The following is a 12,931-nucleotide window of genomic DNA, read 5'->3' as shown; positions in this document are numbered from 1 at the left end:
CCCCCCGGCGGGGGGGCGCGCCCCGCGCCCCCAACCCCCACCCGCATCCGGTAGCGCCGGGCCAAGCCCGGCGCCGCTCGATCAGCGCAGAATCCCCGGCAGATCCAGGCCCTTTTCCTTCGCGCACTCCACCGCGATCTCATACCCCGCATCGGCATGGCGCATCACGCCGGTCGCCGGGTCGTTCCACAGCACACGGCCAATCCGCTTCGCCGCTGCCTCGGTGCCGTCGCAGACGATCACCATGCCGGCATGCTGCGAAAAGCCCATGCCCACGCCACCACCGTGGTGCAGCGACACCCAGGTCGCGCCGCTGGCGGTGTTGAGCAGGGCGTTCAGCAGCGGCCAGTCAGACACCGCATCGGAGCCATCGGCCATCGCTTCGGTTTCGCGGTTCGGCGACGCCACGCTGCCGCTGTCCAGATGGTCACGACCAATCACCACGGGTGCCTTCAGTTCGCCGTTGGCCACCATTTCGTTGAAGGCCAGGCCGAGGCGATCACGGTCGCCCAGCCCCACCCAGCAGATGCGTGCGGGCAGGCCCTGGAATTTGATCTTCTCGGCGGCCATGTCCAGCCAGCGGTGCAGGTGCGGGTTGTCTGGAATCAGTTCCTTCACCTTGGCATCGGTCTTGGCGATGTCCTCCGGGTCGCCACTCAGTGCGGCCCAGCGGAACGGGCCGATGCCACGGCAGAACAGCGGGCGGATGTAGGCCGGCACGAAACCGGGGAAGTCGAAGGCATTGGCCACGCCTTCTTCCAGCGCCATCTGCCGCAGGTTGTTGCCGTAGTCCACGGTCGGCACGCCCAGCGCGTGGAAGCCGAGCATGGCGCGGATGTGGTTGGCCATCGACGCGCGCGCGGCTTTCTCCACTTCCTTCGGAGCACTCACGCGCTTCTCATCCCACTGCTCGACCGTCCAGCCCTGCGGCAGGTAGCCATTTACCGGATCGTGCGCGGAGGTCTGGTCGGTCAGCAGGTCCGGCTTCACGCCGCGCTTGAGCAGTTCGGCCAACACATCCGCGACGTTGCCGAGCAGGCCCACCGACTTCGGCGTGCCGGCCTTGCACGATTCATCGATCAGGCGCAGCGCTTCGTCCAGGTTGTCGGTCCAGGTATCCAGGTAGCCGGTGCGCAGGCGCATGTCGATGCTGCTCTTGCGGCACTCGACGGCCAGACACGAGGCACCGGCCATCACGGCGGCCAGCGGCTGCGCGCCACCCATGCCGCCCAGGCCGCCGGTGAACAGCCACTTGCCGGTCAGGTCGCCACCGAAGTGCTGGCGTCCCATCTCCACGAAGGTCTCGTAGGTGCCCTGCACGATGCCCTGCGCACCGATGTAGATCCAGCTGCCGGCGGTCATCTGGCCATACATGGCCAGGCCCTTCTTATCCAGCTCGTTGAAGTGGTCCCAGTTGGCCCAGCGCGGCACCAGGTTGGAATTGGCGATCAGCACGCGCGGCGCATCGGCGTGGGTGCGGAACACGCCCACCGGCTTGCCTGACTGCACCAGCAGAGTCTGGTCGTCGTCCAGGCGCTTGAGCGTCTCGACGATGGCATCGAAGCTCTCCCAGTCGCGCGCGGCTCGGCCGATGCCGCCGTACACCACCAGTTCCTGCGGCCGTTCGGCCACGTCCGGGTGCAGGTTGTTCATCAGCATGCGCAGCGGCGCTTCAGTCAGCCAGCTCTTGGCATTGAGCGTGGTGCCGGTCGGCGCGGCAATGGTGCGGGACGGGTCGTTGCGGGTCATGCGGCGCTCCGGTTCGTAGCGAATTCAAGACAGGCGTTGAGCACCTGCGCCAGGGTGTGGCGCAGCGGTGCGGCGTGGTCGGGGTCGAGCGGGGTGGGCCAGCTGTGTTCGTCCACCTGGTCCGGCAGGGGTTCGTGCATGTAGCCGCGGCAGGCAAGTTCCATCTGCAGGCTGTGCACGCCGCCGGCGACGTTGCTGTAATGGCGGGTGATCCAACCGCCCTTGAAGCGGCCGTTGCGCACCTGGCTCATGCCACTGATCTTCAGCAGGTTCTCCACCACATCGCTCAACGCGTTGTCGCAGGAGGTATCCGGCGCACCGGACGGGCCGGCGGTGCCGAGATTGAACTGCGGCAGTTCACCGTCGAACAGGTGCGGGATATGCGAGCGGATCGAGTGCGCGTCATACACCACGACAGTGCCGAACTTCGCACGCAGGCGCGTGATCTGCGCAGCCAGCGCATCGTGGTAAGGCAGGAAGTACGTGTCGCGGCGACGGGCGATTTCCGCGTCATCCGGTTCGCGGCCGGCGTGGTACAGCGGCTGGTTGTCGAAGGTGGTCAGCGGGCACAGGCCGGTGGTGTTCTGGCCCGGGTACAGCGACACGCCGCTGGGATCGCGGTTGAGGTCGATCACCGAGCGCGAGATTGCCGAGCGCACCGTGGTCGCGCCCATGCCGCGCACGAAATCGTAGAGTTCGTGCACCCACCAGTCGGCGTCGCGACGAGCCAGCCATGGCGAGTGGTAGTCGCCGATCAGGTCGTGCGGCAGCTCGCTGCCGGTATGCGGGAAGCTGACGATCAGCGGCGCATCGCCTTCGTGCACCGTCAGCCATTCGGGTTGGGTCTTCATGCCTGCGGTTCCACGGTTGGCAGCAGCTCGCCCAGGCCCTGCGCCAGCGCGCCGCTGCGCACCAGGCTCGTGGCGGTCACCATGTCCGGATGGAAGTAGCGGTCCTCTTCCAGCGTCGGCACCTGCGCACGCAGGGTGGCGCGCACGGATTCCAGCGCGGCACTGGAGCGCAGCGGCGCATGGAAGTCGCAGCCCTGCGCAGCGGCCAGCAGCTCGATGCCGATCACGTTGGCGGCATTCTCGGCCATCTGCATCAGGCGGCGCGCACCGTGTGCGGCCATCGACACATGGTCTTCCTGATTGGCCGAGGTCGGGATCGAATCGACGCTGGCCGGGTAGGCGCGCTGCTTGTTTTCCGAGACCAGCGCGGCGGCGGTCACCTGCGGAATCATGAAACCGGAATTCAGGCCCGGGCGCGGGGTCAGGAACGCCGGCAGGCCGGACAGCGCGGGGTCCACCAGCATTGCCAGGCGGCGCTCGCTGATCGAACCGATCTCGCACACCGCCATCGCCAGCATGTCGGCGGCGAAGGCCACCGGCTCGGCGTGGAAGTTGCCACCGGACAGGGCTTCGCCGGTATCGGTGAACACCAGCGGATTGTCGGACACGCCGTTGGCTTCGATTTCCAGCGTGGTCGCGGCCTGGCGCAGGATGTCCAGCGCCGCGCCCATCACCTGCGGCTGGCAGCGCAGGCAGTACGGATCCTGCACGCGTACGTCGTTGTCGCGGTGCGATTCGCGGATGTCCGAACCCTGCATCAGCGTGCGCAGGGTGGCGGCGGTGGCGATCTGGCCGCGTTGGCCGCGGATCGTGTGGATGCGCGGGTCGAACGGCGTGTCAGAACCCTTGGCCGCTTCCACCGACAGCGCGCCGGTGACCAGCGCGGCCTGGAACACGGTCTCGATCTCGAACAGGCCGGCCAGCGCATACGCGGTGGAGAACTGGGTGCCATTGAGCAGTGCCAGGCCTTCCTTCGCGCCCAGCTCGATCGGCTGCAGGCCGGCACGTGCCAGTGCATCGACCGCCGGCAGGCGCTCGTCACCAATGAAGGCTTCGCCGACGCCCAGCATCACGCTGGCCAGGTGCGAGAGCGGGGCCAGGTCACCCGAGGCACCCACCGAGCCCTGTGCGGGCACCACCGGCAGAACGCCCTTGATCAGCATGGCTTCCAGCAGCAGCAGGGTTTCCTCGCGCACGCCCGATGCGCCCTGGGCCAGGCTGACCAGCTTCAGCGCCATCATCAGGCGCACCACGCTGGCCGGCATCGGCTCGCCCACACCGGCAGCATGCGAGAGCACGATGTTCCGCTGCAGGGTGGCCAGGTCCTCGCGCTCGATGCGCACGCTGGCCAGCTTGCCGAAGCCGGTGTTGATGCCATAGACCGGCGCGCCCTTGGCGACGATGGCGGCGACGGCCGCCGCACTGGCGCGCACCACCGGCAGCGCGGCGGGGTCCAGTGCAAGCGGCGCACCGCGATAGACCTGCCGCCACTGGGCAAGAGTGACATGGCCGGGGCGAAGAACCAGGGTGTTGCTCATGTGTTGCTCCAGGAGGCAGGCAGGTCGGGCTGTCCGCGCACCACGCGCGCGTGCAGCGGGTTGAATCCAATGCGATAGACCAGGTCGGCGGGGGCGTCGATGTCCCAGATCGCCAGGTCGCAGTCCAGGCCCACGGCCAGGCGGCCGATGCGCTCGCCATGGCCCAATGCGCGTGCCGCCTCACGGGTGAAGCCGGCGATGCACTCGTCCACGGTCAGGCGGAACAGGGTGGCGCCCATGTTCATCGCCAGCAGCGGGCTGGTCAGTGGTGAGGTGCCGGGGTTGCTGTCGGTGGCCAGCGCCAGTGGCACGCCGGCCGCGCGCAGCGCCGCAATCGGCGGCAGAGTGGTATCGCGGGTGAAATAGAAGGCACCGGGCAGCAGCACGGCGACGGTGCCGGCCGCCGCCATCGCGGCAATGCCGGCATCGTCCAGATGTTCGATATGGTCGGCCGAGAGTGCACCGAAGCTGGCGGCCAGTTCGGCGCCATGCTGGTTGCTCAGTTGCTCGGCGTGGATCTTCACCGCCAGCCCGTGGGCGCGTGCCGCTTCGAAGACCTGCCGCGCCTGTGCCGGCGAGAACGCGATGTTCTCGCAGAACACATCCACCGCTTCGGCCAGGCCTTCGGCGGCGATGGCCGGAATCATCACGTTGCACACCTCGTCGGTGTACTCCTGCGCTTCGCGGCCCGGCGGAATCGCGTGCGCACCGAGGAAGGTGGTCACCACGTTGACCCGGCACTCCTCACCCAGCGCACGCGCCACCTGCAGCTGCTTGCGTTCGTCGGGCAGGGTCAGGCCGTAGCCGGACTTGATCTCGAGGGTGGTCACGCCCTCGGCGCGCATCGCCAGCAGGCGTGGCCGGCTTTCGCTGGCCAGCTGTTCCGGGGTGGCAGCACGGGTGGCGCGCACGGTAGAGACGATGCCGCCACCGGCACGGGCGATCTCGGCATAGCTGACGCCCTGCAGGCGCTGCTCGAATTCGTTGGCGCGGTTGCCGGCGTAGACCAGGTGGGTATGGCAGTCGATCAGGCCCGGCGAGATCCAGCGGCCTTCGCCGTCGATGCGGGTGGTCGGCTGCAGGTGGGCATCGCTGCCGACCGCGCCGACATGAACGATGCGGCCGTCGGCGCAGGCCAGTACGCCATCGCGGATGACACCCAGCCCCTCGCCATCGAGGGTGATCAGGTGGACGTTGGACCAGAGGGTATCGACGTGCATGGCATCCACAACGCGGCTGTGCTTATATGTCTATACAATATAGGCGTCCATTTCGGGTTGTCCAGCCATGTCCGATTCGCGTTCCCCGCATTGTTTCCATGCCGCCCACACCCTGCTGGCCGACGGCTGGGCCCGCGATGTCCGCCTGCAGGTGCAGGACGGCCGCATCACGGCGATCCACACGGGGCAGGGCGCGCAGGACGGTGACACCCGCGTCGGCATCCTGGTGCCGGGCCTGCCCAATCTGCACAGCCATGCCTTCCAGCGCGGCATGGCCGGGCTGACCGAGATCGGCGGCGGCGACGGTGACAGCTTCTGGAGCTGGCGCGAGCTGATGTACCGCTTCCTGGCCCATCTGCGCCCGGACGCGGTGCAGGCCATCGCCGCCCAGGCTTACATGGAAATGCTGGAAAGCGGCTTTACCCGCGTCGGCGAATTCCACTACCTGCACCATGATGCTGATGGCCGGCCGCATGCCAACCGTGCCGAGATGAGCGCTCGGATTGCGGCGGCCGCCGACCAGACCGGCATCGGCCTGACCCTGCTGCCGGTGTTCTATGCGCATGCCGATTTCGGCGGGGCGGCACCAAACCCCGCGCAGCGACGCCTGATCCACGACGTAGAGGGATTTGCGCAGCTGCTGGACGCCGCCAAGCCGTCATTGGCCGCGCTGCCCGACGCGGTCCTCGGCATCGCACCGCACAGCCTGCGTGCAGTCACCGGCGAGGAACTGAGTGCGTTGCTGCCGCTGACCGACGGCCCGGTGCACATCCACATCGCCGAGCAGGTGCGTGAAGTCGAGGCCTGCCTGGCCTGGAGCGGCCAGCGCCCGGTGCAGTGGCTGTACGACCATGCGCCGGTGGATGCGCGCTGGTGCCTAGTGCATGCCACCCACATCACCGATGACGAGCGCGCGTCCATTGTGGCCAGCCAGGCCGTGGCTGGGCTGTGCCCGATCACCGAGGCCAATCTGGGCGATGGCCTGTTTCCGATGCAGGCGTTCGCGCGCGAAGGCGGTCGCTTCGGTGTCGGCTCCGATTCCAATGTGCTGATCGATGCGGCCGAAGAGCTGCGCCTGCTCGAATACGGTCAGCGGCTGACTCTGCGCGGGCGCAATGTGCTGGCGCCGGATGCCACCCGCAGCAGCGGCCGCTTCCTGTTCGAAGGTGCATTGCAGGGCGGCGCACAGGCGTTGGGCGTGGCTGCCGGCCTGCAAGTGGGCGCCAGTGCCGATCTGGTCGAACTGGATGCTGAGCACCCCGCGCTGCAGGCGCGACAGGATGACGCATGGCTTGACAGCTGGGTGTTCGCCGCACGTAATGGCGCGCTGCGATCGGTCTGGCGCCATGGCCGCCAATGCGTGGCCGACGGCCGCCACCTGCAACGCGAGGCGATCACCAGCGCCTTCGCTGCCGCCCTGCGCGGCGTGCTGGGCTGATCGCCTCCCGCCACCGAGACTCCATTACGTGAAGGCCAGCAAGTCCGCCACGCTCAACCAGCGTATCCGCAGCGATCTGGAAAGCCGCATCCTCAGCGGAGAGTGGGCGCCGGGCTTCCGTATTCCGTACGAACACGAGCTGATGGAGCAGTACGGCTGCTCGCGGATGACCGTGAACAAGGTGCTGACCGCGCTGGCCGAGAGCGGCATGATCGAGCGCCGCCGTCGCGCTGGCTCGTTCGTGGCGCGGCAACCGCCGCACCTGGAGCAGGTGGCGCTGGAGATTCCCGACATCGCGATGGAGGTCGGCTCGCGCGGCCATCAGTACGCCTATCGTCTGCTGCAGCGCGAGCTGCGCCTTGCCGATGCCGGCAATGCCGGTGAAGTCGAGCTGGCCGGGCAGGAAAACCTGCTGGCGATGCGTTGCCTGCATCTGGCCGATGGTCGCCCGCTGGCGCTGGAGCACCGCCTGATCAGCCCGGTGGGCGTGCCGGAGGTGTTGGAGGTCGATTTCAGCACCACTGCGCCGGGCAGCTGGCTGCTGCAGAACGTGTCCTGGACCCGTGCCCAGCACCGCATCAGTGCCTGGGGTGCGGACACCGCCAGCGCCAAGCTGCTGGAGGTGAAGCCGGGCACCGCCTGCCTGGTGATCGAGCGCCTGACCTGGCGCGGCGAGCAGCCGATCACCCGTGTGCGCCAGGTGTTCCTCGGCGACGCCTGGGACCTGGTGGCGCGCTTCGCGCCGGGGGCAAGGTAGGGGCGTATCCACGCACGGCGTGGATCTACGCGGCCGAAACGGCTGTCGCCTTGAACTCTGTCGGCGCGTGTGTACGATGTGTATCGTCCCTGCATGAAGAGCAGGGACCTCATCCGGGATCTGGAGGCGGCAGGTTGGACCTGTTGCAGGATTCGCGGATCCCATCATGTATTCGTGCACCCGCGCAGCGGCTTCACATCATCACCGCGCCTCACCCCAAAAAGGATCTGGGCAAGGGGCTGGTGCAGGCATTGCGGAAGCTCGCAGGGCTGACGTAGGAGGTTCCATGCGCTATCCAGTCTTGATTGAGGCGGGCGATGAACGCACCGCGTGGGGCGTCGTCGTTCCCGATCTGCCGGGGTGCTTCTCGGCTGCCGACTCGCTTGAGGATGCGCTCAGCGCTGCCGAGGAGGCCGCGCTCGCCTGGATTGATGCGGCCCTGGATGAGGGACGCTCGATTCCCAGTCCTTCCGCGCCACAGAAGGTCGTCGCCGAGGCCTCTGGCGATACGAAGTGGATTCTTGCCTACATCTGCATTGATCCGGCCCTGCTGGACGACACCATCGAGCGGGTCAACATCAGCCTGCCGCGTCGCATCCTGGCGAGGCTGGATGCGCAGGCCAGGGCGGCCGGTGAATCCCGCTCCAGCTACATCGCCCATCTCGCTGCGCTGGGCTGATCCAGTGCAGTGTAGAGCCGAGCCCATGCTCGGCTGCTTTTTGCGCGTTGCGCGAGGAGTCGAGCATGGCTCGACTCTACAAGGGCATCCACGCATGGCGTTGATCTACGGACACCCCAATCAATACGTGGCGCACTGCCGCCAGCGCACCGGCTCATCCACGCCGGGGCGGGCGTTGAGCTGGATGCGCACGTTGCGCAGGGCAGGATAGTGCAGAACTTCCTCGCAGACCCGCGGCCACACCGCGTCCAGCTCGCCGGTGCGGTTGATCGCCAGGGTCTGGCGGGTCAGCCAGACGCCGCTGGCGATGCCGGGCTTGCCGGCCAAGGCACGGGACAGATCGGCCTGGAAGCGCTCCAGCGTGGCGGCATCCGGGTTGGGGTTGCTGCGCGCGTCGGTTGAGGACGTGGCCGGTGCAGGCGCAGCGGCCGGTGGTCTGGTAGCGGGGGCCGGTTCGGGCGCCGCTTCAACCGCAGGCGGAACGGGCGCGGGGGCGACCGGCACCTCCGCAACGAGCGGGGCGTCCTGCACATGCAGGCCGTGCAGGCCCAGTCCCACCAGCAGGCCCAGCGTCACCGAACCCAATGCGGCAATGGCAATGCGACGCAGCGCCTCATGACGGGCACTGGCACGCACACGGGCTTCGATATCAACCGGCAGATAGGGCTGCAGCAGCGGCCACAGGCGCGGGCCGTCCAGCACCTCGACTGCCTGCTTCTCGGCAGCGCTGCGGCCGTCGCGTTCCATCCGGCCTTCGGTCAGCAGTACGCCGCCCTTGGCGCCGGCCAGGCGCGCGGCCGCACCCAGTTCGTTCACTGCGGCGGTGCCGATACGATAGGCCAGGCCGTGCTTGCACGACACCAGCCAGCTGTTGGGGCCGTCACTGAGCAGGAAATCGCTGCTTGGCTCGCGGGATTCCTCGCCCGGGTCATCCAGTTCGCGCAGGCCGCGCTGCTCGCGCAGCATGCGCTTGACCAGTACCGAGAATTCGCGCCAGTGCATGCCAGCCAGGGCCTGCAGGCCGAGTTGCATCTCCTTCTGCCGCCGTTTGATCCACCACAGATAGACAACGGCCAGGGAACAGGTAAGCAGGGCCGACAGCAGGGCCAGGATCCAAGGGAGCATGCAGGAGGTGCGCGGAAGGGGCGAATGCGAAGGCGACAGTGTAAAGGTCGCGCCGTGCCGCTGAGTCAGGAGGTTCCTGACAGTAAGCGTGATGGAGCACGCAGTTCGGAATACCGCGGGCACGAAAAACCCGCCAATCCTGAAGCCGTGAGGGGAGGGAACAAACGGCAGCCGAAGCGATTGGCGGGTTGCTCGCGATTGTCAGTCAAAATTTATTGCATTGCAACAATGGCCGGTCAGGGCACGCTGCCGGGCGACTGATGACTGCCCGGTGCAGGCGCATCCGTGCCCGAGGTGTCGCGATTCTCCAGCTTGGCCAGGCGCGCGTGCAGGGCATCGATGCGGGCCTCCAGCGCAGTCACTTCGTCGGCAGTAGGGACATGCAGGCGCTTGAGCACGCCCTGCACCTGGTCATCAAAGGCCTTCTCGACCTTGTTCCAGGTGCCGGAAGCCTTCTCGCGGGCCTCGTCCAGAGACGTTTCAACGTTGTCGCGCCAGCCCGGGCCCCGTTCGCCGTTGCGTTCACGGCGGCGGGCTTCCCAGGCTTCGCCTTCCTTCACCAGGCCGTGGAAGAAGCGGCTGCCTTCGGCCTGTGCACGGCCAAGAGCGCCCAGGCCGGCCAACCAGACCTGCTGCGCCGAGTCACTCAGCTTGCGCGAGAAGCGCTCGGCCTGGTCACCGAAAGAGGCGTCGTCGTTGCGGCGGTCGTCGTTCTCGTAGTGGTTCATCGCACTTCCCGTGGGAGTTGGGCCTGCTCCGAGAGTAGCGCGCGTTGGCGTTGCACGGCCGTGATGGCCGCCGCCGGGGTTCAGCCCAGCTTTTCCTTCAGAACGCGCTGGATCTCGCCTTCGACCATGCCCTTCATCGCCGACAGCAGGAAGCCCAGCTTGGCCGTCACGCGCACGGCGCCCGGCTGCAGTTCGATCGCGCCGTCCACGCCACTGCCGGAGAAATTCAGTACGTCGGCAGTCCAGGACGACTTCAGGCCGAAGCGCTCGGACAACTTGGCGGCAACCTGTTCGATCGCGGCGCGCGCCTGTGCGTCGGGCAGGGCGTGGGCGTGGCGGACATCGATGGTGGACATGCAGGCTCCTGGCGCAGGGCGGGGATGATCAATGAGGGCGAGCATTGTGCGCATCGAGGGCCTCCGCGCCAAGCACTCATCGTGGGTTCTTCTTCGTTGGCGGCCAACCTGCTAGGCTGCGCCGCGTGCAGAACCTGCTTGTTCACTTCAGTCAACAACAACAGCCCGACCAGCCGCTGAGGCCCGGGGTGCAACGCATCGTGCGCCAGGCCAACGGCAGTGTGCGGCTCGGCGATGCCGGCAACGGCGCCCTGCTGCTGGCGCAGTTCTGCATGGATGATCGCGGTCTCTGGCTGCAGGTCGGCAACGGCATCCGCGGCATCCACGTGAATGGTCGCCCGGTACGGCGCATGGCGCTGCTGCGTGCAGGCGATGCGGTGTACGTGGATGGCGTGGAGATTGTCCTGCAGGGTGAGGTCGAGAGCCTGCTGCAGGCGCCTGCGCCGAAGAACGACGATGGCTCCGATGAGCAGCAGCGCCTGCTGCGCGGCGTCGGCGGACTACACCATGGCCGCAGCTTCACCCTGTCGCGAACCCGCTTGGTCGGTCGCGGCGGCGACGCGGACATCGAGATCAATGAACCGGCCTTCGCCGAACAGCATGCCCGGGTGGAAGTGCACGGCGAGCGCGTGCTGCTGCGCGACCTGGGCAGTGCCGACGGCACCCGGGTCAACGGTGTGGCCGTGCGCCACTGCTGGCTGCAGGCGGGCGACCAGGTAGTGTTCGATGGCCAGCACCGGTTCGTGCTGGAAGTGCCGCATGACCCGCGCCGGCGCCCGCTGCCGGCGGAAGACGAGGCCAGCCAGGACGCCGAGCAGGCGCCGGTGCTGCCGGCCGTGCCGCGCAAGGTCCGGCGCTGGCCGTGGCTGCTGGTGAGTGCGCTGCTGCTGGCGGCGGTGCTCAGCCTGCTGCTCTGGTTCGGCGCGCGCTGATCTGAACCGGCCGGATCCGCTCTGGTAGGTGCCGACCTCGGTCGGCACGCTCCTTCGACGGGGATGACGCCTGACGGCGTACGCCGACCAAGGTCGGCGACTACCGGGGCATTGCTCCTGGTCTGAATCCGCTGGATCCGCTCTGGTAGGTGCCGACCTTGGTCGGCACGCTCCTTCGACAGGGATGACGCCTGACGGCGTACGCCGACCAAGGTCGGCGACTACCGGGGCATTGCTCCTGGTCTGAATCCGCTGGATCCGCTCTGGTAGGTGCCGACCTTGGTCGGCACGCTCCTTCGGTGGGGATGACGCCTGACGGCGTTCGCCGACCAAGGTCGGCGACTACCGGAGCATTGCTGCTGGCCAATGGATTCCAATGAAACCAAATTTCCCTTGCGCCACAAGGCCGCAAGGCTGGTGCACTGCGGCATACTAGGGGTCTTGCCCCACAGGTGTGACATGACGCGCGCGTTCAACTTCAGTGCCGGCCCTGCAACCTTGCCGGAATCGGTCCTGCGCCAGGCGCAGGCGGAAATGCTGGACTGGCACGGTAGCGGTGCCTCCATCGTGGAAATGAGCCATCGCGGCGCGGAGTTCATGTCCGTGGCCGCCGAGGCCGAGGCCGACCTGCGTCGCCTGCTCGATATTCCCGAAGACTATGCGGTGCTCTTCCTGTCCGGTGGTGCCACCACCCAGCAGGCGCTGATCCCGCTCAACTTCGCCACCCCGGGCCAGCGTGCCGATTACGTGGTCAGTGGCCACTGGGGCAAGACGGCGGTCAAGCAGGCCGGTGTCTACGTTGACGTCAACATTGCGGCCAGCAGCGAGGCCAACGGCTACCGCGAGTTGCCGGCGCGTGCCGACTGGCAGCTGTCGCCCGATGCCGCCTACGTGCACATCACCGCCAACGAGACCATCCACGGCGTCGAATTCCGTGATGTGCCCGATACCGGCAACGTTCCGCTGGTCGCTGATTTCAGCTCGTCCATCGCCAGTGAGCCGCTGGACGTGCGCCGTTATGGCGTGATCTACGCCGGCGCGCAGAAGAACCTCGGCCCGGTCGGCATCGCGGTGATGATCATCCGCCGCGACCTGCTCGAGCGCAGTGGCCAGCCACGTGCGGACATCTTCGATTACCGCTCGCACGTCGCCCGCGATTCGATGCTCAACACCCCGCCGACCTGGAACTGGTATCTGGCCGGCCTGGTGTTCAAGTGGATGCTGGCCGAAGGCGGCGTGGCCGAGTTCGCCAAGCGCAATGCCGCCAAGGCGGCGCTGGTATACGGCGCCATCGACGGCTCTGGCGGCTTCTACCGCAACGAGGTCGCACACGCGGCACGTTCGCGGATGAACATCCCGTTCTTCCTGCCCGATGCCGAGCTTGATGCCCGTTTCGTCACCGAAGCCAAGGCCGCCGGCCTGCTGGCGCTGAAGGGACACAAGGTGGTCGGTGGCATCCGTGCCTCGCTGTACAACGCCATGCCGCTGGCCGGGGCCGAGGCGCTGGTCGCCTTCATGGCCGATTTCCAGCAGCGTCACGGTTGAGCTATGAACGGCG

The 12,931-nt window shown here is 67.6% G+C and carries 13 protein-coding genes; 6 read left to right on the top strand and 7 right to left on the bottom strand.

Translation table 11 applies throughout. From position 1 onward, the window contains the following. Nucleotides 1–81: 81 nt before the first annotated feature. Genes hutU through hutI form a run of 4 tightly spaced genes read right to left on the bottom strand, consistent with a single transcriptional unit; the run spans nucleotide 82 to nucleotide 5,358 of the window. Nucleotides 82–1,749 (bottom strand): urocanate hydratase, encoded by a 1,668-nt coding sequence (gene hutU / locus V3B46_RS02565; RefSeq protein ID WP_329891061.1) that lies wholly within the window; start codon nucleotides 1,747–1,749, stop codon nucleotides 82–84. Then, nucleotides 1,746–2,600, bottom strand: coding sequence for an N-formylglutamate deformylase (hutG, locus tag V3B46_RS02560; protein WP_106468539.1), 855 nt, complete (start codon nucleotides 2,598–2,600; stop codon nucleotides 1,746–1,748). Before hutG ends, hutU begins: the two co-directional genes overlap by 4 nt. Beyond that, nucleotides 2,597–4,138 (bottom strand): histidine ammonia-lyase, encoded by a 1,542-nt coding sequence (gene hutH / locus V3B46_RS02555; protein WP_329891059.1) that lies wholly within the window; start codon nucleotides 4,136–4,138, stop codon nucleotides 2,597–2,599. Before hutH ends, hutG begins: the two co-directional genes overlap by 4 nt. Further along, entirely contained in the window at nucleotides 4,135–5,358 is a 1,224-nt protein-coding gene (gene hutI / locus V3B46_RS02550; protein WP_154352887.1) for an imidazolonepropionase, read from the bottom strand. Before hutI ends, hutH begins: the two co-directional genes overlap by 4 nt. Nucleotides 5,359–5,425: 67 nt before the next feature. On the opposite strand from hutI, the gene V3B46_RS02545 reads away from it, so the two are divergent. The 4 genes from V3B46_RS02545 to V3B46_RS02535 all read left to right on the top strand — a co-directional run bounded on the left by V3B46_RS02545 (nucleotide 5,426) and on the right by V3B46_RS02535 (nucleotide 8,232). Further along, nucleotides 5,426–6,796 carry a formimidoylglutamate deiminase gene (locus tag V3B46_RS02545; RefSeq protein ID WP_329891058.1) on the top strand — a complete coding sequence of 457 codons (1,371 nt, stop codon included), beginning with the start codon at nucleotides 5,426–5,428 and terminating at the stop codon, nucleotides 6,794–6,796. A gap of 28 nt (nucleotides 6,797–6,824) precedes the next feature. Continuing rightward, complete coding sequence (hutC, locus tag V3B46_RS02540) at nucleotides 6,825–7,553, top strand: histidine utilization transcriptional repressor HutC (protein ID WP_329891057.1); 729 nt, start codon at nucleotides 6,825–6,827, stop codon at nucleotides 7,551–7,553. A 93-nt stretch (nucleotides 7,554–7,646) separates the two neighbouring features. Further along, nucleotides 7,647–7,826 carry a type II toxin-antitoxin system HicA family toxin gene (locus V3B46_RS21705; protein ID WP_239518973.1) on the top strand — a complete coding sequence of 60 codons (180 nt, stop codon included), beginning with the start codon at nucleotides 7,647–7,649 and terminating at the stop codon, nucleotides 7,824–7,826. Between the two features lie 13 nt (nucleotides 7,827–7,839). Beyond that, on the top strand, nucleotides 7,840–8,232 hold the full coding sequence (locus V3B46_RS02535) for a type II toxin-antitoxin system HicB family antitoxin (protein WP_154263956.1): 393 nt from the start codon (nucleotides 7,840–7,842) through the stop codon (nucleotides 8,230–8,232). A gap of 120 nt (nucleotides 8,233–8,352) precedes the next feature. Here the strand turns inward: V3B46_RS02535 and V3B46_RS02530 are convergent, their stop codons facing one another. The 3 genes from V3B46_RS02530 to V3B46_RS02520 all read right to left on the bottom strand — a co-directional run bounded on the left by V3B46_RS02530 (nucleotide 8,353) and on the right by V3B46_RS02520 (nucleotide 10,441). Next, nucleotides 8,353–9,357, bottom strand: a complete 1,005-nt coding sequence (locus tag V3B46_RS02530; RefSeq protein ID WP_329891056.1) for a restriction endonuclease — start codon at nucleotides 9,355–9,357, stop codon at nucleotides 8,353–8,355. Nucleotides 9,358–9,593: 236 nt separating this feature from the next. Continuing rightward, nucleotides 9,594–10,085 (bottom strand): phasin family protein, encoded by a 492-nt coding sequence (locus V3B46_RS02525; protein WP_329891055.1) that lies wholly within the window; start codon nucleotides 10,083–10,085, stop codon nucleotides 9,594–9,596. Between the two features lie 80 nt (nucleotides 10,086–10,165). Continuing rightward, on the bottom strand, nucleotides 10,166–10,441 hold the full coding sequence (locus V3B46_RS02520; RefSeq protein WP_005417302.1) for a polyhydroxyalkanoic acid system family protein: 276 nt from the start codon (nucleotides 10,439–10,441) through the stop codon (nucleotides 10,166–10,168). Nucleotides 10,442–10,566: 125 nt separating this feature from the next. Here V3B46_RS02520 and V3B46_RS02515 point away from each other — a divergent pair, with 125 nt between their 5' ends. Both V3B46_RS02515 and serC read left to right on the top strand, forming a co-directional pair. Continuing rightward, nucleotides 10,567–11,373, top strand: coding sequence for an FHA domain-containing protein (locus V3B46_RS02515; RefSeq protein WP_329891054.1), 807 nt, complete (start codon nucleotides 10,567–10,569; stop codon nucleotides 11,371–11,373). Nucleotides 11,374–11,832: 459 nt separating this feature from the next. Then, nucleotides 11,833–12,918, top strand: coding sequence for a 3-phosphoserine/phosphohydroxythreonine transaminase (gene serC / locus V3B46_RS02510; protein ID WP_329891053.1), 1,086 nt, complete (start codon nucleotides 11,833–11,835; stop codon nucleotides 12,916–12,918). Nucleotides 12,919–12,931: the final 13 nt, after the last annotated feature.

This window comes from Stenotrophomonas sp. SMYL11, from assembly GCF_036320005.1.
In the GTDB taxonomy this organism is placed as follows: Bacteria; Pseudomonadota; Gammaproteobacteria; order Xanthomonadales; family Xanthomonadaceae; genus Stenotrophomonas; species Stenotrophomonas maltophilia_A.
This window is presented reverse-complemented; position numbering and strand designations above follow the sequence as displayed.